This window comes from Collimonas sp. OK607 (assembly GCF_900111995.1).
Classification (GTDB): domain Bacteria; phylum Pseudomonadota; class Gammaproteobacteria; order Burkholderiales; family Burkholderiaceae_D; genus Collimonas.
Genome location: NZ_FOKF01000009.1, coordinates 123,153 through 145,145, shown reverse-complemented (window position 1 = coordinate 145,145; position 21,993 = coordinate 123,153). Strand labels below are relative to the sequence as shown.

The window sequence follows — 21,993 nt, the reverse complement described above, 5'->3', positions numbered from 1 at the left end:
ATATGGGGCACCCTGATCGCCTACAACATGATTCGCCTGGAGATTGCCAAGGCAGCATTGGTGGCCAAATGTGAACCCACGCAAGTAAGCTTCATCCGCGCCTTTCATTTGATCCAGTTCGAGCTTCACTGGGCCGCCGTCACCAGGTCCTACGGCAAGCTGCCCGCTTCGATGAAGCATCTCCGTGAAAGGCTCGTTAGCCTTCTCAATGACGAACGGCCCGATCGAAAATTCGACCGGGCCGTTAAGGCAAAACCACAGCGCTATGCTACTCGCGTTCTACGAAAACCTGCTTAACTGAACGGCATTACGACCTGGCGTCGGGTTTTTTTTCACGCTGGCAAAAGCAATACTTCAGGCAAATTTACTGAAGTCCGGCTTACGTTTTGCGAAGAAAGCCGTGAATGCCTCTGCGGCTTCCGGCGCAGTCAACATCGCGCCGAAATGTTCGATCTCCTGCTGCATCCGTGCTTCTACTTCAGCGGTCTGGCTACCCTTCATGAGACTCTTGGTGAGACGGATCGACGCCGCAGGCAAAGCCACCAGCTTGGCGGCCTGCGCTTGCGCAAACGCCAGCAATTCTTCCGCCGGCAATATCTTGTTGACCAGGCCCATGGCATTGGCTTCTTCTGCGGAAAACGCCTCGCCCAGCAACAGCTTTTCTGCTGCGCGCTGGTAGCCTGCAATCTGCGGCAAGATCAAGCTGGAAGCAGCTTCCGGGCACAAACCCAGTTGCGTGAACGGCATCGAGAAACGGGCATTGTCAGCGGCATACACCAGATCGCAGTGCATCAACATGGTAGTGCCGATGCCAACCGCGGCACCCGCCACCGCAGCCACCAGCGGTTTGCTGGCATGGCTGATTTGCCACAGGAATTGAAACACCGGGCTTTCGATACCTGTCGGCCGGTTTTTCATGAAATCTTCGAGATCGTTGCCGGCGCTGAATATCTGCGGCTTGCCGGTAAACAAAATCGCCCTGATCGCGCTATCTGTCTCCGCATCTTTCAAGGCATCGACCATGGTCTGATACATCGCGGCAGTGATCGCATTCTTCTTCTCTAAACGATTGAATTCAATCGTCAAGATGCCATTCTCTTTACTAGTCAATATATCCATCTGGTGCTCCGGTTCAGCGCACTAAATACGCGGCGCGTCGATTAAATTAAAGAAGACAAAAAAGCCGTGCGGGGGATAACAGCACGGCTTTCTCGTTTTTTACGATTGCTTATGACAATCTGCTTGCTTCATACAATTACATGCGCTCGAAAATACCGGCAGCGCCCATGCCCGCACCAACGCACATGGTGACCATGCCGTATTTCTGGTTGCGGCGACGGATGCCGTGAATCGCGGTTGCCGCACGGATCGCGCCGGTAGCACCAAGCGGGTGGCCCAACGCAATCGCGCCGCCCAGCGGGTTGACCTTGGATGGATCCAGGCCGAGATCCTGAATCACTGCCAGCGCTTGCGCTGCGAATGCTTCATTCAATTCGATCCAGTCCAGTTGGTCCTGGGTCAGGCCGGCGGCGCGCAACGCTGCAGGAATCGCTTCCTTAGGACCAATGCCCATGATTTCCGGTGGTACGCCACGTACTGCGAACGAGACGAAGCGTGCCAGCGGGGTCAGGTTGAATTCCTTGAGGATTTTTTCGCTGACCAGAATCAGGGCGCCCGCGCCATCCGACATTTGCGAGCTGTTGCCTGCGGTGACGGTACCTTTTGCGGCGAACACTGCCTTCAGCTTGCCCAGTGTTTCCATCGACGATTCGGCACGTGCGCCTTCATCACGATCAACGGTGCGGTTCTTCAGGTCGATCTGGCCGGTCGCCAGGTTAGGGAAGCGCTCGATGATGTCGACGGATGCGGTTTCGTCCTTGAATTCACCAGCCAGCTGGCCGGCGATGGCACGACGGTGCGACTCTACCGAGAACGCATCTTGCGCTTCACGCGAGACTTTCCATTGCTGCGCCACTTTTTCAGCAGTCAAGCCCATACCGTAGGCCATGCCGACGTTCTCATCCTTGAACGCGTTCATGTTGACCGAAGGATGGAAACCCATCATCGGCACCATCGACATCGACTCAGCGCCGCCGGCGATCATGACGTCTGCCTCGCCGACGCGGATGCGGTCGGCAGCCATGGCGATCGCGGTGATGCCGGATGCGCAGTAGCGGTTGACGGTGACGCCGCCGATGGTGTTCGGCAAGCCGGCCAGCAGCACGGCGTTACGCGCCATGTTCAAGCCTTGCGCGCCTTCAGGGAAAGAACAGCCGATGATGGCGTCCTGCACCAATTTAGGATCGAGGCCCGGCACTTGCGCCATGGCGGATTGCATGACGCGCACCAGCAGGTCGTCCGGACGGGTGTTCTTGAACATGCCGCGCGGCGCTTTGCCGATTGGAGTCCGAGTGGCGGAAACGATATACGCTTCTTGAAGTTGTTTGCTCATTTTAATCTTCCTCGTTAGTTCCGAACAGGCTTACCGGTCTGCATCATGCCCATGATCCGCTCTTGCGTCTTAGGGTTGTTCAGCAGTTCGACGAACGCTTTGCGCTCCAGGTCCAGCAACCATTGTTCATTCACGATGCTGCCTTCGTTGACTTCGCCACCGCAAACGATGTTGGCAATCATGTGGCCCAGTTTGTAGTCATGTGCCGAGATGAAACCGCCGTCGCGCATGTTGACCAGCTGCGCCAGGATAGTGGCGATACCGTCACGGCCTACGACCGGGATCTGCGCTTTCAGCGGTGGGCGATAGCCGGCGTCGAACATGGCGCGCGCCTCGACCTTTGCCACGTGCAGCAATTCGTATGCATTGAATACGATCACGTCGGTAGCTTTCAGATAACCCATGCTCTGCGCTTGCAGTGCCGACTTCGACACATTCGCAGTCGCCGCATTCATGAAGGAAGTCTTCAGGAATTGCAGGATATCGTTGCCCTTGGCGTCATTGGCGGCACGTACTGCTGCTTCCGTCAACCCGCCGCCGGCAGGGATCAAGCCAACGCCAACTTCAACCAGGCCGATATACGATTCGATCGATGCCACACGTTTAGCTGTGTGCAGCGCCAATTCGCAACCGCCGCCCAGCGCCAGGCCGGCCACTGCAGCAACCACCGGCACGCTCGCATACTTGAGACCCATGAATGCTTGCTGCAACTCAGCTACCATCGGCTCGATCGCCTTGGCGCCGCCCGACATGAACAACGGCAGCATCGATTGCAGGTCGGCGCCGGCAGAGAATGCGCCGCCTTCAGCTGCATCCGCGTGCCACAGCACCAGGCCCTTGTAATTCTTTTCTGCTTCGGCAACCGCCTTGTTCAAACCGGCGATGACGCCAGGTCCGATGACGTGCATCTTGGTCTTGAACGACAGGACCAGTACGTCGTCGTTTTGATGCCATGCACGTACCGAATCGTCCTCGAATACAGTGGTGCCGGCAGTCTTGCCATCGGCCACGCCTTCACCCAGCAACGGTGCGCGGAATACCTGGCGCTCGTAGACCGGCAAAGTGGAACGGGCGACATTCGCCTTCTTCGCTGGCGAGTAGGAACCATCAGCAGCGTGCACGCCGGTACGGCCATCGAATACCCAGGCTGGCAGTGGTGCATTGCACAGTGCCTTGCCGGCATCGATATCTTCCTTGACCCAGCCGGCGATCTGCTTCCAGTCGGCGGCTTGCCAGATTTCGAACGGGCCTACGCTCCAGCCGAAGCCCCAGCGCATGGCGAAATCAATGTCGCGCGCATTGTCGGCGATCGATTCCATATGGACTGCGATGTAATGGAAACCGTCACGGAAAATAGCCCACAGGAACTGCGCTTGCGGATTGGTCGATTCGCGCAGTGTCTTCATACGCTTGACCGGATCCTTGTCTTTCAGGATGCGCGCCACCAGTTCGTCGGCTTTGCCGCCGCCGGTAACGTATTCGCCCGTGGCGGCATCGATACGCAGGATGTCCTTGCCAACCTTCTTGTAGAAGCCGGCGCCGGTTTTCTGCCCCAACGCGCCCTTTTCGACCAGCTTGGCCAACAGCGGCGGCGTTGCGTACACGCCGTAGAAAGGATCATCCTTCAGGGTGTCTTGCATGGTCTTGATTACATGACCCATGGTATCCAGGCCAACTACGTCGGCGGTACGGAAAGTACCCGACTTGGCGCGACCCAGCTTGGCGCCGGTCAGGTCGTCGACGACATCGACTGACAGGCCGAATTTTTCAGCCTGGTGAGCTGTCGACAAAATGCCGAACACGCCCACGCGGTTAGCGATGAAGTTAGGCGTATCTTTAGCGCGGACCACGCCCTTGCCCAGCGTTGTCGCCAGGAAGCCTTCCAGCTGATCGAGGATCTCTGGCTTGGTGCTCGCGGTCGGGATCAGTTCAACCAGGTGCATGTAGCGCGGTGGATTGAAGAAGTGGACGCCGCAGAAGCGGGCTTTCAATTCAGCGTCGAAACCTTCCGACAGAGCGGTGATCGACAGGCCGGAAGTGTTGGACGCGAAGATCGCGTTTGGCGCAATGTGCGGCGCGACTTTCTTGTACAGGTCGTGCTTCCAGTCCATGCGCTCGGCGATCGCTTCGATGATCAGATCGCAACCGGCGAGTACGTCCAGGTTGTCTTCGTAGTTAGCGACTTCGATCAGCGCTGCATCATCCTTTTTGCCAAGTGGCGCCGGGCTGAGTTTTTTCAGGTTTTCGATAGCGCGCAGGACGATGCCATTCTTCGGACCTTCCTTGGCTGGCAAATCGAACAGGACTACCGGCACTTTGGCGTTCAGGCAGTGGGCGGCGATTTGCGCACCCATCACGCCGGCGCCGAGCACGGCGACTTTTTTAACGATGAAATTGGACACTGTAGTCTCCTGGTTAATTCAGTAAAATATTCCTAGGGTGGGCGTATTTGTGATTTGTGCCCACGCTTGAACTCACTTCATGTACATACCTACTTCTGTCAAGGTTTGCGCTCCGGTTATCGCGGTCACGCGTGGGCACAGGTGCCCACCCTACTTAGAACAAATCCGCATCCAATGCCATCAAGCTGGCCGAACCGGAACGCGCCTGACGAATCAGCATTGCAGTTTCCGGCAGCAGGCGGGCGAAATAGAAACGTGCAGTCGCCAGCTTGGAAACGTAGAACTTGTCGCCTGAGTCTTGCTTGGCGAGTGCTATCTTTGCCATTTGCGCAAAGAAGTAGGCGTAGACCAGATGGCCGACTACGCGCAGGTAAGGAACCGCCGCGGCGCCAGCTTCGTCAGGATTCTGGAAAGCCTTCATGCCGATTTCCATGGTCAGCTTGCTGACCTTGTCGCCCAGGTCCGCCAACGGCGTGATGAATTCCGACATGGCTTCGTCGGCGCCGTTCTCTTCGATGAACGCTTGCACCTTGGCGCCGAATTTCTTCAGCTTGGCGCCGTTATCCATCAACACCTTACGACCCAGCAGGTCCAGCGACTGGATGGTATTGGTGCCTTCGTAAATCATGTTGATACGGGCATCGCGCACATACTGCTCCATGCCCCATTCGGCGATGAAACCGTGGCCGCCGTACACCTGCATGCATTCCGAAGTGGCAGTCCAGGCATTGTCGGTGATGAAAGCCTTGACCACCGGCGTCAACAGGGCAACTTCATCGGCAGCATCCTTGCGCACTGCTTCGTCCGGGTGATTCAATTCCTTGTCCAACTGCAGCGCGACATACGAACAGAATGCGCGTGCGCCTTCAGCATACGCTTTTGCTGTCAACAGCATGCGGCGCACATCAGGATGAACGATGATCGGGTCCGCTGGCTTGTCCGGCGCCTTGATGCCCGACAGGCTACGCATCTGGATACGGTCCTTGGCATAAACCAAGGCGTTTTGGTAGGCGACTTCTGTCAAACCCAGGCCTTGCATGCCAACGCCGAGACGGGCTGCGTTCATGAACACGAACATCGCGTTCAAGCCTTTATGCGCACCGCCGATGATCCAGCCGGTGGCGCCGTCCAGATTCATCTGGCAGGTCGAATTACCGTGAATACCCATTTTTTCTTCGATCGCGCCGCAAGTGATCGGATTGCGTGCACCCAGCGAACCATCTGCATTGGGCAGGAATTTCGGTACCAGGAACAGGGAAATGCCTTTCGAGCCTTCAGGCGCGCCTGGCAACCGTGCCAGCACCAGATGCAAGATGTTGGCTGACATGTCGTGTTCGCCGGCCGAAATGAAGATCTTGCTGCCGGTGATCTTGTAGGAGCCGTCGTCTTGCGGCTCGGCTTTCGAGCGCAGCATGCCGAGATCGGTACCGCAATGGGCTTCAGTCAGGCACATGGTGCCGGTCCATTCGCCGGATACCAGTTTAGGCAGGTACAGCGCTTGCTGTTCTGGCGTACCGTGTGCGTGCAGGCATTCGTAAGCGCCGTGCGACAAGCCAGGGTACATGGTCCAGGCCTGGTTCGACGAATTCATCATTTCGTAGAACGCATTGTTCATCACCAGCGGCAAGCCTTGGCCGCCGAATTCCGGATCGCATGACAATGAAGGCCAGCCGGCTTCAACGTATTGCTTGTAGGCTTCCTTGAAGCCCTTAGGCGTGGTCACGGTATGCGTGGCCTTGTCGTGATGACAGCCTTCGCGATCGCCGGAGTGGTTCAGCGGGAACAGGACTTCAGAAGTGAACTTGCCGCCTTCTTCCAGCACTTGATTGATGATATCGGCATCGATATCGGCATGCTTCGGCAATTGTTTCAGTTCATCTTCTACATGCAGCAACTCGTGCATGACGAATTGCATATCCCGCAGCGGCGCGACGTATTGACCCATGGTGCTCTCCTGATGATTGTATTTACTGGATTGATCTAGCTGACGTTTTGGCAGCGATTTTTTGATTCGTTTGTGAGGATTTCTTTGCAGTCGGGAGCGATGCCGGATCGCGATAACTGTCGATCAGGCGGTCAAAGCCTTTTTGAGCGCGCTCCACGCTGCCAGCCTTTTTCAGAAAACGTGCGTCGTGATGCAAGCCCAGGATCAGGCCGTACATTTCATAGACCAGCTGTTCGGCGTCGGTATCGGCACGCAGATGACCGGCTTCGATTGCCTGCACGGTGCAACGGTGCAAAGCGTCCTGCCAGGTGCGCACCATGGAGACCAGTTGTTCGCGGATTTCACCGGGACGATCGTCGTACTCGACTGCGCCGCTGATATAGATGCAACCGGAGGCGATTTCAATCGTCACCTGCCGGATCCAGCGTCCAAACATGGCCTCCAGGCGTGGCAAGCCGCGTGCTTCCTTGATACTCGGATAGAATACTTCCTGTTCGAACTGACGGTGGTACAGCTTCACCACTTCGATCTGCAGGTCTTCACGCGAGCCGAAATGGGCAAACACGCCGGATTTGCTCATGTTCATTTTTTCGGCCAGCAAGCCGATCGTCAGACCTTCAAGGCCGTCGCGGCTCGCCAGCGTGATGGCGACGTCGAGAATCGCTGCGCGCGTCAGTTCGCCTTTACGCATGAATTTCGGCGGCATGTCAGTATGTGCCACGATAGTCCTACCTCTGTCTGGTTGAGTCTGGCAAATGAGCCCGGCTAATGAGTCTTAATGCGATCGGCGTCTTGTTTGAAAACAGTTTTAAAAACAGCTTTCAAACAAGAATGCGAACGCTCGTACTATTATGCACCAGAATCGAAATGTCAAACAGCGACTTAGAGGCGCAGTTCTACCGAGAACCCCCTCGAAACAGGTCGGACGCCTATTGGGACAGCCCGACTGAGAGAGTTGGTAGCTGCAAACGTTCCGGGCAGTTCCAAGCTAGCCCGAAAATTGCAGAGGTGCGATGTCAAAATGGCACCAAATAATGATTTTCCAGAGGCCTGCCGGAACTAAGATTGGGTCTTGTCCAGCAGACGGCGGTCGCGCTTGGTTGGCCGCCCTTTAATCTCCATGGTCGGCTCACGGAAATACCTTCTATCTTCTGCCAGCGTTGCGCGCTTCACCATACTTTGCTCCGTTTCCCGATAAAGCGTCTGCGCAATTGCCGCCGAGCTGCGGGTATCACTCAAGAGTAATACCGTCACCTCCCAGACGCTGGCGCCATTGTCGATTGCCAGGATATCGCCGATTTTGAGGTTGTGCGCGGGCTTGGTCCGCTCATCGTTCAATCTGACCTTGCCGTTATCGACGGCATCGCTCGCCAGCGTGCGGGTCTTGAAAAACCGCGCCGCCCATAGCCATTTGTCGATACGCACTGCTTCGACTGTTTTACTCATGTTCTGATTTACCTGCTTAGCCAATGGTCAATCCGCGCAATTACACCGGATTGTCGATATCGATGAATTGATGCTGCAAGCTGAAACGCTCTGCCAGATGACGCCCCAGGGCCTGCACTCCATAGCGTTCGGTCGCGTGATGGCCGGCGGCCAGGTAAGCCACGCCGGTTTCACGCGCCAGATGCACGGTCGGCTCGGAAATCTCGCCGCTGACATATACCCCGGCCCCGGCGGCAATCGCGTCTCCCAGGAAATTCTGCGCAGCGCCTGTGCACCAGGCAATCTGCCCTAATTGCTGCGACGGATCGCCGATCAGGACCGGCGTGCGATGCAGGCGGCGCTCGATCAGGTTAGCCAGATCACCCACGGTGCGGACCAGCGGATCGCTCACGCTTCCCAGCCAGCCCAGGTTATCGTCGCCGAAGCGGCCATTCGGCAGCAGATCCAATTGCTGCGCCAATTGCACGTTGTTGCCAAAATCCGGGTGGGCATCGAGCGGCAAATGATAGGCAAACAAATTGATGTCATGCGCCAACAGCAATTTCAGGCGTTTGTGCTTAGGACCAACGACACGCGCGTCCTCACCGCGCCAGAAATACCCGTGATGCACCAGGATCGCGTCTGCGCCATTGGCCACGGCAGCTTCCAGCAATGCATAGCTGGCGGTAACGCCCGTCACCAGGCGCCTGATTTCAGCCCGTCCTTCCACCTGCAAGCCATTTGGGCAATAATCACGGAACTGTGTAATATTTAATGCTTCGGCAAGATATTTTGCGAGTTCGTCGCGATTTACCGATTTCTGATTCATGGCTTTTGCCTCACGATTCTTTACCTCGATTTTCGATTTTCTACTTAACCTAAGACTTCACTATGCGACGCTTCTGGCTGTTATTTGCGCAAACCATCACCGTCGGTTTAGCGATCTGGTTCATTGTAACGACCTTGAAGCCAGAATGGATAAACGGCGCTCTGACCAGCTCGCCCTTGCACATCGCCACCTCCAAGGTGCCGTTGCAAGAAGCCGCGCCGGGAACGCCGACGCCGGGTTCTTATCGCCAGGCCGCACAGCGGGCGATGCCGTCAGTGGTCAATGTTTTCACCAGCAAGGACGCCAAGCCGGTCAGCCCGGAAGTGATGGAAGATCCGCTGCTCAGGAAATTCTTCGGCGATCGCGGCGACGATGCGGACGAGAAGCAGTCCAGCCTCGGCTCAGGCGTCATTGTCAGTTCGCAGGGTTATATCCTGACCAATAACCATGTGGTCGAAGCCGCCGATGAAATCGAAGTGGCGCTGGCTGATGGCCGCACTGGCAGTGCCAAAGTGGTGGGTACCGATCCGGAAACCGACCTCGCCGTGATCAAGATCGATTTGCCGAACCTGCCTGCGGTCACGCTGGGCCGTGCCGACCAGGCCAGCGTCGGCGATGTCGTGCTGGCGATCGGCAATCCGTTCGGCGTCGGTCAGACGGTCACCATGGGGATCATTTCGGCGCTAGGCAGAAGCCATCTCGGCATCAATCAGTTTGAAAACTTCATCCAGACCGACGCCGCGATCAATCCGGGCAATTCCGGCGGCGCCTTGATTGACACCAACGGCAACCTGATCGGCATCAATACCGCCATCTATTCGCGCACCGGCGGCTCGCTCGGGATCGGTTTTGCGGTACCTATGACTACCGCAAAAACCGTCATGGAATCGATCATCAATACCGGCCATATGGTGCGCGGCTTCATTGGCGTCGAACCGCAGGACATCACACCGGAACTGGCAGAAAGCTTTGGCTTGAACCGAAGCACCGGCGCCATCATCGCCGGTGTGATCAAGAATGGTCCGGGCGACAAGGCGGGCTTGAAACCGGGCGATATCCTGGTAGCGATCGACGGCAAGCCGATCACCGACAGCAACGACATGACCAATCTGATTGCCCAGCTACAACCTGGCAGCAAAACAAAATTGACGGTATTGCGCAAGGCTCAGGAAACCACTGTGGAAGCCGTGGTCGGCAAGCGGCCGCCGATGAAACGGGTTCAAGAATAGATGCGCGATCCTGTCCACCCGCAATTGCACAATCGCACAAAGGAAACCCGTAATGCACGTACGTGATCTGACGCAATACCTCGCCGAACTATCAGAGAATAACAACCGGGCCTGGTTCGTCATGAACAAGCCGCGCTACGATATCTTGCGTGCGGAATTTCTGGAACTGGTAGTGTGGCTGATCGCCGAGATCAGCAAATTCGATCCGGCGATTGCCGGTTGCAATCCAAAGAAGGCACTCTTCCGGATCAACCGCGACATGCGCTTCTCGCACGACAAAAGCCCGTATAAAACCTACTTCTCGGCATCCATCACCGCCAGTGGCCTGAAGAAGCCAAGCCAGGGCGGCGGCCCGGCTTATTACTTCCATATCGACGCCGGCGGCACCCTACTTATCGCCGGTGGCGAATACATGCCGCCGGCAGACCGTTTGCGGGCGATTCGCCTGCAAGTGATCGCCGATGCAAGCGGCTTTGGCAAACTGCTGAAAAACAAGAAATTCAAGGAGGCTTACGGCGACTTGCAGACCGAGGGGCAACTGACGCGCCCGCCTAAAGGCTTTGATGCAGACTCGCCGCACATTGAATATATCAAGCTGAAGAACTTCATCGTCTGGAAAGAGCAGCCGTTGAAGAAGATGTTATCGGATGCGTTGGAGAAAGAGTTGGTGACGGGCTTTAAAGACGCTTACCCGCTGGTCCGCTGGTTACGACAAGTCAAAACCCCCATCGCCGAATAGGTCGACGAATAAGCTGCGATCAGGCCAAATAAGCACGAGCGGCGGGGCGGCCGCTCCATGAATTCAGATAGTCTCTTCCGATTCAGCCGGCGCCTGCGTCGCCTTGGCGAACATCGGCGCCACCAGCAAGCCGATCTCGAATAACAGGCATAAAGGCACGGCCAACAACAGTTGGCTCATGATGTCCGGTGGCGTAACAACTGCGGCCACCACGAAGGCGCCGACAATGATGTAAGGACGGATCGATTTCAGCTTTTCCACTGAAACCAGGCCCATGCGCACCAGTACGATGACCACGATAGGCACTTCAAAAGTCATGCCGAAGGCGATGAACATGGTCATCACAAAATCGAAATAACTATCGATATCCGGCGCCACCGAGACCGATTTCGGCGCGAAATTGTTGATGAAGTGGAAGATCACCCCGAATACCAGGTAATAACAAAACGCGACACCGGTGATAAACAATGCCGACGATGAAATCACCAGCGGTGCGATCAGCTTCTTTTCATGCGTATACAAGCCCGGTGCGATAAACGCCCACAACTGGTACAGCACCCACGGCAGCGCAATCACAAAGGCCAGCAGCAAGGTTACCTTGACCGGAATAAGGAACGGCGTGATGACGCCGGTAGCAATCATCTTGCTGCCCACCGGCAAAGCCGCCAGCATCGGCGCTGCCAGCAAATCGTAGATATGGGCAGCCCAAGGCATCAGGCACAGGAACACCACGATCACTGCAATCGACGCCTTCATGATGCGATTGCGCAATTCCACCAGATGCGAAATGAACGTCTCTTCGACGCCGCCGGTTTTATCGAAACCGCTGGTTTTCTGTTCTTCAGTCATGGGAGCACGGTGTATGGCAAACAAGCGAATTTGCGGATCTCAAGCTGCAGCCCCGGGTACAAATGTTGCGAGCCGCGAGCATGAAATCATGAAAAAAATGAACCGGAAGCCTTGTTTTGGCTGGCCGGGCGATATTTCGCAACACGTGCGGCACCGGACAAGACACGTGCCTTCTGGCCGCTTTGTTGTTTGTACCAGGCGGGAATGGCGCTGGTACGCGCCAGTTTTTTCTTGCGAAAACTCTTGGCCTTGACGGCCAGCTGCTCGACACTGAAGCTGTCCGCGGTACTGATGCTAGCACTATCGTCCCAGGCGGATTGCAGCGACTGCTTGGTATCCGAGACGCTACGGGAGATGCTTTGCTCGATATCGCTGGCCGCCTCCTGCACTTCCTGCTGCATCTTGCGCAATTCATCCAGCTCCATCTCGCGACTGACTTCGGATTTGACTTCATTGATGTAGCGTTGCGCGCGGCCGAACAGAGAGCCCGCCATGCGCGCTACGGTCGGCAATTTTTCCGGCCCGATAACAACCAGTGCAACGACACCAATCAGAGCAAGTTTAGTAAGGCCAATATCGATCATCCTAGAATCCTCAGCTGGACACGTGTGAGTGTACATTTTTCCGGCACTCTGGCTAGGCGCGACGACGACTCGGACTGTATTCCGCTAGGAGAAGCAACGACGCCAGAGGGTCGGAAAAGTGTGCAATCACGCGTGTAGCGCTGCTTAACCACTTGGCGAGGCCTATCGAACGAATGTATGTATGTGTTCATCAGGCTTTTCGGACAAAAGTAAGCGATCAACTGAGGAATCTAGGATTATGGGAAGGAGCGGCAAACATCATTCTGGCCGGCTTAAGGCTAGCGCCGGCCGCAATGGATCAGTTGCCGGACTTGTCCTTTTCTTTGGTTGCAACGTCAATCGCCTCTTTGTCGGCGGCTTGTTTTTCTTCTTCGCCCTTGACGCCGTCCTTGAAGCCTTTGACTGCCTTGCCCAGGTCGGAACCCATATTGCCGATTTTTTTTGTGCCAAACACCAACATGACGATAACCAGCACGATCAACCAGTGCCAAATGCTGAACGAACCCATTTTTTTCTCCTTGCCGGACAAATTGTCCGATCCTTCTAAGTCAAATTAACCGTTAAATCCTTACCAGCCACGTGCAGCGCATTTGCCGCTAAACCCCGATTCAGCTGGTTCAGCGTTGGCCACGCCACGGCCTTGGTCCGCCAATAACGTGCATATGTAAATGGTACACCTCTTGGCCGCCGTCTGGCCCGACGTTGAATATCGTCTTGTAACCGCCAGTGGCCTCGCCACCCTGCTCGCCCGGCTGGTAACCACAGCCCTGTTCCTGCGCCAGACGCGGCGCCAACAACGCCATTTTACCCAACAAAGCGGCATGTGCCTCAGTGCAATCGGCAAGAGTCGGAATATGCTGCTTGGGCACGATCAGGAAATGGATCGGCGCGGCCGGATTAATATCGTGGAAGGCGATCAGGTCATCGTCTTCATAGATCGCTTTCGAGGGAATCTGCTTGGCTGCAATTTTGCAAAAAATACAATTTTCCAAATTATCTCCGGGTATTAAACGATTCTTGAGCGATCCTCAAACGACTCAGATCTTGCGCTGGTCGGTTTCTTGCTGTTCGCGCGCCGTCAGCTTGCGATTGGCTTTCTCTTCGATGCCAGACAGGCCTTCGCGCCGCGCCAGTTCCTGCAGCACATCTTGTGGCGTCAGGTTGAACTGGGCCAGCATGATCATCGAGTGAAACCACAGATCGGCACATTCGTACAACACGTGGGAAACGTCGCCGTCTACCCGTGCATCCTTGGCCGCCATCACGGTTTCGGTAGCCTCCTCGCCGATTTTTTTCAAAATCGCATCGTCACCCTTGGCGAACAGGCGCGCGACGTACGAGGTTTCGGGGTCGCCGCCGTTTGCCGGTTTGCGCGATTCGATGACCGCAGCCAGGCGCTGTAGAGTTTCACTCATGATTGCTTCAGATCCGATTTTTTATTTATCAAAACAAAATTTACTTGTAGATATCGTCCGGTTCTTTCAACACCGGTTCGACCGCTTCCCAGGTATTGCTGTCGCTCTCAAGCTTCTGGAAGAAGCAGGAGTGGCGACCGGTATGGCAGGCAATGTCGCCGGCCTGGGTCACTTTCAGCAACACCACGTCTTCATCGCAATCGAGGCGGATTTCGTGCACTTTCTGCACATGGCCGGATTCCTCACCCTTGTGCCACAGTTTCTTGCGCGAGCGGCTCCAGTAGACCGCCTCGCCCAGCGCCACCGTCTTCGCCAAAGCGTCGCGATTCATCCAGGCGAACATCAGCACATCGTTCGATCCGAGTTCCTGGGCGATCACCGGCACCAGGCCGTGTTCATCCCATCTCACTTTGTTTAACCAGCTCACGCTACTCATGCCAACCTCATCGGAATCTGCTGTGCCGCCATGAACTGCTTGGCTTCCTGCACAGTATGTTGACCATAATGGAAAATACTTGCTGCCAGCACTGCATCGGCACGGCCGATCTTGATGCCGTCGGCCAGGTCCTGCAAACCGCCGACGCCGCCGGAAGCGATCACCGGGATCGTCACGGCGTTGGAGACGCTGCTGGTCAGGGCCAGATCGAATCCGACCTTGGTACCGTCGCGGTCCATGCTGGTCAGTAGAATTTCGCCCGCGCCTAGCTGCTCCATCTTTTTCGCCCATTCGATGGCATCGAGGCCGGTGGCCTTGCGCCCGCCATGGGTGAACACTTCCCATTTGCCCGGCGCGACCTGCTTGGCGTCGATGGCGACCACGATGCATTGCGAGCCGTACTTGGCGGCGGCATCCGCCACCAGTTGCGGATTGGTGACTGCGGAAGTATTGATGCCAACCTTGTCGGCGCCGGCATTCAGCAAACGACGCACGTCCTCCACGGCGCGCACGCCGCCACCCACCGTCAGCGGAATAAACACCTGCGATGCAACCGCTTCGATAATCGGCAAAATCAGGTCACGATTATCGGACGAGGCCGTGATGTCGAGGAAGGTAAGCTCGTCCGCGCCCTGCTCGTCGTAACGGCGGGCGATTTCGACCGGATCGCCGGCATCGCGCAGCTCAAGGAAATTGACACCCTTGACCACGCGACCATTGGTCACATCGAGACAAGGGATGATGCGTTTGGCAAGCGTCATGGCTGGTCAGCGTCGGGCTGCTCCGATAAATCCTGGTCGATGAACATGTCATCGCTCAACTCGTCGGCACGCTCTTGCGCCGAACGCAAATCGAGCGTGCCTTCATAAATCGAACGGCCGCAAATCACCGCCTCGATGCCTTCATCCTGCACCGCGCACAATGCTTCCACATCGTGGACGTTGTGGACGCCGCCGGAAGCGATCACCGGGATCGTCATGCTTTGCGCCAGCTTGACGGTGGCTTCGATGTTGACGCCGCCCATCATGCCGTCGCGGCCGATGTCGGTATACACGATCGATGCGCAACCGTAATCTTCGAATTTCCTGGCCAGGTCGATCACTTCGTGACCGGAGAGCTTGCTCCAGCCATCGGTGGCTACCTTGCCATCCTTGGCATCCAGGCCGACGATGATCTGGCCCGGGAACGCGCTGCAGGCATCATGCAGGAAACCTGGATTCTTGACCGCAGCGGTGCCGATGATGATGTAGCTCAAGCCGTCGTCGAGATAACGTTCGATGGTATCGAGGTCGCGGATGCCGCCACCCAGCTGCACCGGGATTTCTTCGATGCCGTTGAGCACGGCGAATTCGCGCACCGCCTTGATGATGGCTTTGACCGCCGGTTCGTTCTTGGGCTTGCCGGCAAACGCGCCATTCAGGTCGACCAGATGCAGGCGACGTGCGCCTTGCATCAGCCAATGGCGGGCCATTTCGCCCGGATCATCGGAAAATACTGTGGCTTGGTTCATATCGCCTTGTTTCAGGCGTACGCAGTGACCGTCTTTGAGGTCGATGGCAGGTATCAGCAGCATGGCTACAATTTGTATGAGGTGAGGTCAGTTAAAAATCTGAATAAGGATCTGAAAAGTATCGGCTTAAACTCAGGAAAAAACGCTGAAAAAAACGCTCAAGGTTTCCATTGCACAAAATTCTTGTACAACTGCAAACCTGCGCTGGCGCTTTTCTCCGGATGGAACTGTGTCGCAAAAATATTATCACGGCCGACCGCGCAGCTAAACGGCGCTCCGTATTCGGTCTCGCCGAAGGTATGCGCTGCATCGGCCGGTACCGCATAGTAACTATGCACGAAATAAAAATAGTCCTGGTCGGCAACGCCATTCCACAGCGGATGAGACTGCGCCTGGCGGACGCGATTCCAGCCCATTTGCGGTACCTTGAAACGCGAGCCGTCGTCTTGCAACTGGCCGTCCAGGCGGAAGCGCACAACTTTGCCTGGCAACAACCCGAGGCCAGGCGTATTGCCTTCCTCGCTCAGGTCGAACAACATTTGCTCGCCGACACAAACGCCCAACAGCGGCTTGTTGCGTGCAGCCTCCAGCAAGACCTCCTGCAATCCGGATTCGCGCAAGCTGCGCATGCAGTCAGGCATTGCGCCCTGGCCAGGCAAGACCAGGCGATCGGCAGCCTGGATATCGGCAATCGTACCGGAAATCAGGACGTCAGCTTCTGGCGCCACCTGACGCAGGGCTTGCGCCACCGAGCGCAAGTTGCCCATGCCATAGTCAACCACAACAATTTTGTTCATGATAAAGATTCAAGTCCGGAAAAAATGCCGGGTAGCATCCGGGTAGTTAAGTTTCTGCGTAAGCCTTTGTGCTTTGCACCAGCCGCATTAAATTTAAAGGCTGCCTTTGGTAGAAGGAATGGTGCCGGCGGAACGTGGATCCAGCTCTGTAGCCATGCGCAACGCGCGGCCAAACGCCTTGAAAACGGTTTCGCATTGATGATGGGCATTTTCGCCGCGCAGGTTGTCAATATGCAAAGACACCAGCGCATGATTGACAAAGCCCTGGAAAAATTCGTGGGTAAGATCGACGTCGAAGCCGCCTATCATGGCGCGCTTCCACGGTACGTGGAATTCAAGTCCGGGCCGGCCGGAAAAATCGATCACCACGCGCGACAGCGCTTCATCCAGCGGCACATAAGCGTGGCCGTAGCGGCGGATACCCTTCTTGTCGCCCATCGCCTTGGCAAATGCTTGCCCCAAAGTAATACCGACATCTTCCACCGTGTGATGGGCGTCGATATGCAGGTCGCCATTGGCTTCAATATCCAAGTCGATCAAACCGTGCCGCGCAATTTGGTCCAGCATATGATCCAGGAACGGTACGCCGGTATTCAGTTTTTGCTGGCCGGTGCCGTCCAGATTGATGGAGACGCGAATTTGCGTCTCATTGGTATTGCGCGTGATCGATGCAGTTCGAGGCGTAGACATGTTGAGCTTGAGACCAATTTGCTATGTGATGGCGCACAGGCGCCGTGGAGGTAAGTGTACTAAATTATTCGACGATCCGATTTAAGATCTAGATTGTTGTCGCTTCTCCGCTAGTCACTAGTGAAGCTTGATCAGCGCGGCCTTTTGAGTCGCACTGCCATTTTACCGACATTTTCATGTTTTCCCGCTAATCCGGGCTTTGATAATCTCTATCAGTGTTGCTATTCAAGTAAAAGCTACGCCAGCGCCCGCTCATCGGGCTTCTTGCTATCCAGTTGCTCTAGCCGTCGCTCAATCAAAGCACAATACTCCGGATTCAGCTCAAAACCGACAAACCGGCGGCCGCAACGGCGTGCCGCCACCGCGGTGGTGCCGCTGCCCATGAAAGGATCCAGCACGATCCCGCCTGGCGGACAGGACGCCTTGATCATCCGTTCGACGATTTCCAGCGGCTTCTGGGTCGGATGGTCGGCCCGCTCGCGATGTTCGCGGTGCAGGCGCGAGACGCTCCAGACGTCCTTCGGGTTGTAACCCAGTTCCAGCCATTTGGCGCCGACGAAAATCGAACGTGAACGGGCTTTCTTGGTTTCTGCGTCGTAGGGAATCCGGATAGCATCCAGATCGAAATAATAGTCTTTGGCGCGGGCAAAGAATCCGATGGTGTCGTGCACCGAAGAAAAGCGCCGGGTGCCGCCACCCATCGACGGTACCCGCCGATCCCAGATGATTTCGTTATTCATGATCATGCGCTGCTTTAGCATGACGAAAATTTCAGGCGAGAAACGCCAGGTCAGGAAAATATAAAGGCTACCGTTCGGTTTCAGTTTTGGCAACGCGGCGTCTATCCACTCTTCAGTCCAGAGCAGATAGGCTGCGGTATCGAGCTTATCGGAATCGTTGCCGTAATCCTTGCCCAGGCCGTAAGGCGGATCGGCCAGCAACAGATCGACCGAGCCGTCGGGGATGCGCTGCAAACCTTGCAGCGCGTCTTCGCCATAGATGCGGTCAATCCAGTCGTCGCTCATGGCCGGCTCGCCGCAGCCGCTGTCATTGCGAACCGTCTTTCAAACGATACTCGGCAGAACGCGCATGCGCCTGCAACCCCTCGCCGTAAGCCAGTTCCGCCGCGACTTTGCCCAGTGTCTGGGCGCCGGCCTCGCTGATGTTAATCATGCTGGAACGCTTCTGGAAATCGTAGACCCCGAGCGGCGACGAGAAACGCGCCGTGCGTGAAGTCGGCAACACGTGATTCGGTCCGGCACAGTAATCACCCAGCGCTTCCGATGAAAAACGGCCGAGGAACATAGCGCCGGCATGACGGATCCGGTCAGCCCACTGCTGCGGATTCCCGGTCGAGATTTCCAGATGCTCGGCGGCGATATGGTTGGCGATTTCGCAGGCTTGTTCCAAGTCGCGCACCTTGATCAGCGCGCCACGATCGGTCAGCGAGGTGCGGATCACTTCGTGCCGCGGCATCAATGGCAATTGCCGGTTGATACTGGCTTCCACTGCCGCGATATAGTCGGCGTCAGGACACAGCAGGATCGATTGCGCCAATTCGTCATGTTCGGCTTGCGAAAACAGATCCATGGCGATCCAGTCGGGATCGGTAGTGCCGTCGCAGATCACCAGGATTTCCGACGGCCCGGCAATCATGTCGATGCCAACCGTGCCAAACACGCGGCGCTTGGCGGCAGCCACATAGGCGTTGCCGGGGCCGACGATCTTGTCGACTTGCGGAATGCTGGCGGTACCGTATGCCAGCGCCGCCACGGCTTGCGCACCGCCGATGGTGAATACGCGATCGACGCCGGCGATGGCGGCTGCTGCCAGCACCAGCGGATTCTTGATGCCGTCCGGGGTCGGCACCACCATGATGATTTCCTGCACACCGGCGACCTTGGCTGGAATCGCATTCATCAGCACCGATGAAGGATAAGCCGCCTTGCCACCGGGAACATAGATGCCGACGCGGTCCAGCGGCGTGACTTTCTGCCCCAATACGGTACCGTCGGCTTCGGTGTAACTGAAGCCATCCGAACCGCATTCGATTTTCTGGCGCTCATGGTAGGCGCGCACACGGTCGGCTGCGGTTTGCAAGGCGCTGCGGCGTTCCGGCGGCAGCTGAGCCAATGCATCTTGCAATTCCTGCTGGTCGATTTCCAACGCCGTCACGCTGCTGGCGCTGAGGCGATCGAAGCGATTGGTGTATTCCAGCACGGCGGCGTCGCCGCGCGCTTTGACATCGGCCAGGATCCGCGCTGCGGCCTGATCGATGGCTTCATCTTCGCCAGCTTCAAAGGCCAGCACGGCTGTCAGCTGCGCCTGGAAATCCGGCTGCGCCGCATCGAGTTTTCTGATTGCTATGCTCATGTTGCTTCCGTTGTTTCCGTTGCGTCCGGTTTGCCGGTTGCGGCATCAAGCCACAGCCGGGCTTTACAGTCAGGTTTTATTTCGTCGAAGCTTTTTCGAATGCATCCAGAATCGGTTGCAACCGTTCACGCTTCAGTTTCAAGGCCGCCTGGTTGACCACCAGCCGCGATGAGATATCCATGATGTGTTCGACTTCGACCAGATTATTGGCGCGCAGAGTGCCGCCGGTGCTGACCAGGTCGACAATCGCATCGGCCAGCCCGACCAGCGGTGCCAGTTCCATCGAACCGTACAATTTGATCAGGTCGACGTGCATGCCTTTGGCCGCGAAGTGTTCACGCGCGGTCAGCAGGTATTTGGTGGCAACCCGCAACCGCGCGCCCTGGCGGATCGCGCTGGCGTAGTCGAAGCCGGCCGAAACCGCCACCGACATGCGGCATTTTGCGATCTCCAGGTCGATCGGCTGATACAAGCCCTCGCCGCCATGCTCCAGCAACACGTCCTTGCCGGCCACGCCGAAATCGGCGGCGCCGTACTGCACGTAGGTTGGCACGTCAGAAGCGCGGACGATGATCACATTCACTTGCGGATCGTTAGTCGGCAGGATCAGCTTGCGCGAGGTTTCCGGATCTTCTGTGACCTCGATGCCAGCCGCTTTCAGCAGCGGCAAGGTTTCTTCAAAGATGCGGCCTTTGGACAAGGCCAAGGTTAACTTCTGGCTCATTTGATTCTTTCGATATTCGCGCCGACCGCCGACAACTTGCGTTCCATCTGGTCGTAACCGCGATCCAGATGATAAACACGCTCGATCAGGGTTTCGCCCTGCGCCACCAGGCCGGCGATCACCAGCGAAGCCGAGGCGCGCAAGTCGGTCGCCATGACCGGCGCACCGACCAGCTTGTCGACGCCTTTGATAATGGCGGTATTACCCTGCACATCAATAGCTGCGCCGAGGCGATTCATTTCCTGCACGTGCATGAAGCGATTTTCAAAGATCGTTTCAGTAACATGGCTGGTGCCTTCGGCAACGCTGTTCATGGCCATGAACTGCGCTTGCATGTCGGTCGGGAAGCCCGGGTATTCGGTAGTACGGAAACTGACTGCCTTTGGCCGCGCCGCCATCTGCACGCGAATCCAGTCATCGCCGGAAGTCAGGATCACGCCCGCTTCACGTAATTTGTCGAGTACGGCATCGAGGATGTGGCTACGGGTGTTCTTCAACATGACGTCGCCGCCAGTTGCCGCTACTGCGCACAAGAAGGTACCGGTCTCGATACGATCCGCAATCACTGCATGCTCTGCGCCGTGCAGCTTGTCCACGCCTTGAATCGTCAGGCGATCGGTACCGATGCCGTCGATCTTCGCGCCCATCGCCACCAGTAAATTAGCCAGGTCGGTGACTTCAGGTTCGCGTGCAGCATTTTCCAGAACGGTCTCGCCATCAGCCAGGGTCGCTGCCATCAACAGGTTTTCGGTGCCGGTGACGGTGATCATGTCGGTAACTACGCGGGTACCCTTGAGCTTCTTGGCCTTGGCATGGATGTAGCCGGCTTCGATCGAAATCTCTGCGCCCATCGCTTGCAAACCTTTGATGTGCTGATCGACCGGACGCGAACCGATGCCGCAACCGCCCGGCAACGATACGCGTGCTTCGCCAAAACGTGCCAGCAGCGGGCCCAGCACCAGGATCGATGCGCGCATGGTTTTCACCATTTCGTACGGCGCTTCCAGATTGGTAATGGCGTCGCCTTGCAACGTCACGAAATGGCCGTCCTGGGTCGCCTTCAATCCCATCTGGCGCAACAGCTTCAATATGGTCGATACATCGTGCAGGTTCGGCACGTTGCTCAGATGCAGCTGATCTGAACTCAACAAACCCGCACACAGGATAGGCAGCGCCGCGTTTTTTGCGCCGGAAATGGTGATTTCGCCGGAAAGACGGTTGCCGCCTTGTATCAATAATTTATCCATTATTACTTCTCGCTGAAATTATTAGTTGCATCTTGCAGCGTGGGCAAAAAACTTGCCCACCCTGCTTCTTAGTTATTGTCTTGAAATTCTTCGGGTGTCAGCGTCTTCATCGACAGCGCATGAATCTCTTCGCGCATGCGGTCGCCCAATGCTGCGTATACGATCTGATGACGTTGTATCGGGCGCTTGCCGGCAAACGCTGCCGACACGATCACCGCCTTGAAATGCTGGCCGTCGCCCTCGACTTCCAGATGCGAGCAGTCGAGGCCGGCGGCGATGTAACTTTTAACGAGATCGGGTGTAGGGAACATAATTTTTTACCGGCTAACTGAACAAATGTGAACAAA

24 protein-coding genes and 1 pseudogene are annotated in these 21,993 nt (G+C 56.5%); 3 read left to right on the top strand and 22 right to left on the bottom strand.

The window, feature by feature from the left end; all coding sequences use genetic code 11:
- Positions 1-297 (top strand): annotated as a pseudogene (locus BM029_RS09025) (DDE transposase); the annotation flags it as partial.
- A 57-nt stretch (positions 298-354) separates the two neighbouring features.
- Here BM029_RS09025 and BM029_RS09020 read toward each other — a convergent pair.
- From BM029_RS09020 to BM029_RS08990, 7 genes are all read right to left on the bottom strand, one after another.
- A complete protein-coding gene (locus tag BM029_RS09020; protein WP_092434901.1) occupies positions 355-1,119 on the bottom strand; it encodes an enoyl-CoA hydratase in 765 nt (254 codons plus the stop codon).
- 136 nt (positions 1,120-1,255) lie between these two features.
- Positions 1,256-2,452 (bottom strand): acetyl-CoA C-acyltransferase, encoded by a 1,197-nt coding sequence (locus BM029_RS09015; RefSeq protein ID WP_092434899.1) that lies wholly within the window; start codon positions 2,450-2,452, stop codon positions 1,256-1,258.
- A gap of 14 nt (positions 2,453-2,466) precedes the next feature.
- On the bottom strand, positions 2,467-4,854 hold the full coding sequence (locus BM029_RS09010) for a 3-hydroxyacyl-CoA dehydrogenase/enoyl-CoA hydratase family protein (protein WP_092434897.1): 2,388 nt from the start codon (positions 4,852-4,854) through the stop codon (positions 2,467-2,469).
- Between the two features lie 154 nt (positions 4,855-5,008).
- Positions 5,009-6,799: an acyl-CoA dehydrogenase C-terminal domain-containing protein gene (locus BM029_RS09005; RefSeq protein ID WP_092434895.1), complete on the bottom strand. Its 1,791-nt coding sequence runs from the start codon at positions 6,797-6,799 to the stop codon at positions 5,009-5,011.
- A 22-nt stretch (positions 6,800-6,821) separates the two neighbouring features.
- Positions 6,822-7,490, bottom strand: a complete 669-nt coding sequence (locus tag BM029_RS09000; protein ID WP_170851025.1) for a TetR/AcrR family transcriptional regulator — start codon at positions 7,488-7,490, stop codon at positions 6,822-6,824.
- A 368-nt stretch (positions 7,491-7,858) separates the two neighbouring features.
- Positions 7,859-8,245, bottom strand: coding sequence for an RNA-binding S4 domain-containing protein (locus BM029_RS08995; RefSeq protein WP_092434892.1), 387 nt, complete (start codon positions 8,243-8,245; stop codon positions 7,859-7,861).
- A gap of 40 nt (positions 8,246-8,285) precedes the next feature.
- The gene (locus BM029_RS08990; protein WP_092434891.1) at positions 8,286-9,053 is read right to left on the bottom strand and encodes a Nif3-like dinuclear metal center hexameric protein; all 768 of its coding nucleotides are present in this window, start codon (positions 9,051-9,053) and stop codon (positions 8,286-8,288) included.
- A gap of 62 nt (positions 9,054-9,115) precedes the next feature.
- Between BM029_RS08990 and BM029_RS08985 the strand changes: the two genes are divergently transcribed.
- Both BM029_RS08985 and BM029_RS08980 read left to right on the top strand, forming a co-directional pair.
- The gene (locus BM029_RS08985; RefSeq protein ID WP_092434889.1) at positions 9,116-10,282 is read left to right on the top strand and encodes a S1C family serine protease; all 1,167 of its coding nucleotides are present in this window, start codon (positions 9,116-9,118) and stop codon (positions 10,280-10,282) included.
- Positions 10,283-10,334: 52 nt separating this feature from the next.
- Complete coding sequence (locus BM029_RS08980; protein WP_092434887.1) at positions 10,335-11,021, top strand: DUF2461 domain-containing protein; 687 nt, start codon at positions 10,335-10,337, stop codon at positions 11,019-11,021.
- A gap of 63 nt (positions 11,022-11,084) precedes the next feature.
- Here the strand turns inward: BM029_RS08980 and tatC are convergent, their stop codons facing one another.
- The 15 genes from tatC to BM029_RS08905 all read right to left on the bottom strand — a co-directional run bounded on the left by tatC (position 11,085) and on the right by BM029_RS08905 (position 21,957).
- A complete protein-coding gene (tatC, locus tag BM029_RS08975) occupies positions 11,085-11,870 on the bottom strand; it encodes a twin-arginine translocase subunit TatC (protein WP_092434885.1) in 786 nt (261 codons plus the stop codon).
- An 86-nt stretch (positions 11,871-11,956) separates the two neighbouring features.
- The gene (gene tatB / locus BM029_RS08970; protein WP_092434882.1) at positions 11,957-12,454 is read right to left on the bottom strand and encodes a Sec-independent protein translocase protein TatB; all 498 of its coding nucleotides are present in this window, start codon (positions 12,452-12,454) and stop codon (positions 11,957-11,959) included.
- Between the two features lie 298 nt (positions 12,455-12,752).
- Positions 12,753-12,962 carry a Sec-independent protein translocase subunit TatA gene (gene tatA, locus BM029_RS08965; protein ID WP_092414188.1) on the bottom strand — a complete coding sequence of 70 codons (210 nt, stop codon included), beginning with the start codon at positions 12,960-12,962 and terminating at the stop codon, positions 12,753-12,755.
- Positions 12,963-13,071: 109 nt separating this feature from the next.
- Positions 13,072-13,446 carry a histidine triad nucleotide-binding protein gene (locus BM029_RS08960; protein WP_092434879.1) on the bottom strand — a complete coding sequence of 125 codons (375 nt, stop codon included), beginning with the start codon at positions 13,444-13,446 and terminating at the stop codon, positions 13,072-13,074.
- Between the two features lie 45 nt (positions 13,447-13,491).
- Entirely contained in the window at positions 13,492-13,869 is a 378-nt protein-coding gene (locus tag BM029_RS08955; RefSeq protein WP_092434876.1) for a phosphoribosyl-ATP diphosphatase, read from the bottom strand.
- Between the two features lie 40 nt (positions 13,870-13,909).
- Positions 13,910-14,305: a phosphoribosyl-AMP cyclohydrolase gene (gene hisI / locus BM029_RS08950; protein WP_092434873.1), complete on the bottom strand. Its 396-nt coding sequence runs from the start codon at positions 14,303-14,305 to the stop codon at positions 13,910-13,912.
- Positions 14,302-15,066 carry an imidazole glycerol phosphate synthase subunit HisF gene (gene hisF, locus BM029_RS08945; protein ID WP_092414184.1) on the bottom strand — a complete coding sequence of 255 codons (765 nt, stop codon included), beginning with the start codon at positions 15,064-15,066 and terminating at the stop codon, positions 14,302-14,304. Before hisF ends, hisI begins: the two co-directional genes overlap by 4 nt.
- Positions 15,063-15,878, bottom strand: coding sequence for a 1-(5-phosphoribosyl)-5-[(5-phosphoribosylamino)methylideneamino]imidazole-4-carboxamide isomerase (hisA, locus tag BM029_RS08940; RefSeq protein ID WP_092414183.1), 816 nt, complete (start codon positions 15,876-15,878; stop codon positions 15,063-15,065). The genes hisF and hisA overlap by 4 nt, the downstream gene beginning before the upstream one ends.
- Positions 15,879-15,973: 95 nt before the next feature.
- Entirely contained in the window at positions 15,974-16,612 is a 639-nt protein-coding gene (gene hisH / locus BM029_RS08935; RefSeq protein WP_092434870.1) for an imidazole glycerol phosphate synthase subunit HisH, read from the bottom strand.
- Between the two features lie 93 nt (positions 16,613-16,705).
- The gene (gene hisB / locus BM029_RS08930; RefSeq protein WP_092434867.1) at positions 16,706-17,302 is read right to left on the bottom strand and encodes an imidazoleglycerol-phosphate dehydratase HisB; all 597 of its coding nucleotides are present in this window, start codon (positions 17,300-17,302) and stop codon (positions 16,706-16,708) included.
- Positions 17,303-17,538: 236 nt separating this feature from the next.
- Positions 17,539-18,327 (bottom strand): DNA-methyltransferase, encoded by a 789-nt coding sequence (locus BM029_RS08925; protein ID WP_092434864.1) that lies wholly within the window; start codon positions 18,325-18,327, stop codon positions 17,539-17,541.
- A gap of 22 nt (positions 18,328-18,349) precedes the next feature.
- On the bottom strand, positions 18,350-19,675 hold the full coding sequence (gene hisD, locus BM029_RS08920) for a histidinol dehydrogenase (protein WP_092434861.1): 1,326 nt from the start codon (positions 19,673-19,675) through the stop codon (positions 18,350-18,352).
- 76 nt (positions 19,676-19,751) lie between these two features.
- Positions 19,752-20,399 carry an ATP phosphoribosyltransferase gene (hisG, locus tag BM029_RS08915; protein ID WP_092414178.1) on the bottom strand — a complete coding sequence of 216 codons (648 nt, stop codon included), beginning with the start codon at positions 20,397-20,399 and terminating at the stop codon, positions 19,752-19,754.
- Complete coding sequence (murA, locus tag BM029_RS08910) at positions 20,396-21,646, bottom strand: UDP-N-acetylglucosamine 1-carboxyvinyltransferase (RefSeq protein ID WP_092434858.1); 1,251 nt, start codon at positions 21,644-21,646, stop codon at positions 20,396-20,398. Before murA ends, hisG begins: the two co-directional genes overlap by 4 nt.
- A 68-nt stretch (positions 21,647-21,714) precedes the next feature.
- Entirely contained in the window at positions 21,715-21,957 is a 243-nt protein-coding gene (locus BM029_RS08905; protein ID WP_092414176.1) for a BolA family protein, read from the bottom strand.
- Between the last annotated feature and the right edge of the window lie 36 nt (positions 21,958-21,993).

Bases quoted from the DNA above. Each gene is read 5' to 3' on its own strand.
- BM029_RS09020 (WP_092434901.1), bottom strand. From the start codon at position 1,119: ATGGATATATTGACTAGTAAAGAGAATGGCATCTTGACGATTGAATTC.
- BM029_RS09015 (WP_092434899.1), bottom strand. From the start codon at position 2,452: ATGAGCAAACAACTTCAAGAAGCGTATATCGTTTCCGCCACTCGGACT.
- BM029_RS09005 (WP_092434895.1), bottom strand. From the start codon at position 6,799: ATGGGTCAATACGTCGCGCCGCTGCGGGATATGCAATTCGTCATGCAC.
- BM029_RS09000 (WP_170851025.1), bottom strand. From the start codon at position 7,490: ATGCGTAAAGGCGAACTGACGCGCGCAGCGATTCTCGACGTCGCCATC.
- BM029_RS08995 (WP_092434892.1), bottom strand. From the start codon at position 8,245: ATGAGTAAAACAGTCGAAGCAGTGCGTATCGACAAATGGCTATGGGCG.
- BM029_RS08990 (WP_092434891.1), bottom strand. From the start codon at position 9,053: ATGAATCAGAAATCGGTAAATCGCGACGAACTCGCAAAATATCTTGCC.
- BM029_RS08985 (WP_092434889.1), top strand. From the start codon at position 9,116: ATGCGACGCTTCTGGCTGTTATTTGCGCAAACCATCACCGTCGGTTTA.
- BM029_RS08980 (WP_092434887.1), top strand. From the start codon at position 10,335: ATGCACGTACGTGATCTGACGCAATACCTCGCCGAACTATCAGAGAAT.
- tatC (WP_092434885.1), bottom strand. From the start codon at position 11,870: ATGACTGAAGAACAGAAAACCAGCGGTTTCGATAAAACCGGCGGCGTC.
- tatB (WP_092434882.1), bottom strand. From the start codon at position 12,454: ATGATCGATATTGGCCTTACTAAACTTGCTCTGATTGGTGTCGTTGCA.
- tatA (WP_092414188.1), bottom strand. From the start codon at position 12,962: ATGGGTTCGTTCAGCATTTGGCACTGGTTGATCGTGCTGGTTATCGTC.
- BM029_RS08955 (WP_092434876.1), bottom strand. From the start codon at position 13,869: ATGAGTGAAACTCTACAGCGCCTGGCTGCGGTCATCGAATCGCGCAAA.
- hisI (WP_092434873.1), bottom strand. From the start codon at position 14,305: ATGAGTAGCGTGAGCTGGTTAAACAAAGTGAGATGGGATGAACACGGC.
- hisF (WP_092414184.1), bottom strand. From the start codon at position 15,066: ATGACGCTTGCCAAACGCATCATCCCTTGTCTCGATGTGACCAATGGT.
- hisA (WP_092414183.1), bottom strand. From the start codon at position 15,878: ATGCTGCTGATACCTGCCATCGACCTCAAAGACGGTCACTGCGTACGC.
- hisH (WP_092434870.1), bottom strand. From the start codon at position 16,612: ATGAACAAAATTGTTGTGGTTGACTATGGCATGGGCAACTTGCGCTCG.
- hisB (WP_092434867.1), bottom strand. From the start codon at position 17,302: ATGTCTACGCCTCGAACTGCATCGATCACGCGCAATACCAATGAGACG.
- BM029_RS08925 (WP_092434864.1), bottom strand. From the start codon at position 18,327: ATGAGCGACGACTGGATTGACCGCATCTATGGCGAAGACGCGCTGCAA.
- hisD (WP_092434861.1), bottom strand. From the start codon at position 19,675: ATGAGCATAGCAATCAGAAAACTCGATGCGGCGCAGCCGGATTTCCAG.
- hisG (WP_092414178.1), bottom strand. From the start codon at position 20,399: ATGAGCCAGAAGTTAACCTTGGCCTTGTCCAAAGGCCGCATCTTTGAA.
- murA (WP_092434858.1), bottom strand. From the start codon at position 21,646: ATGGATAAATTATTGATACAAGGCGGCAACCGTCTTTCCGGCGAAATC.
- BM029_RS08905 (WP_092414176.1), bottom strand. From the start codon at position 21,957: ATGTTCCCTACACCCGATCTCGTTAAAAGTTACATCGCCGCCGGCCTC.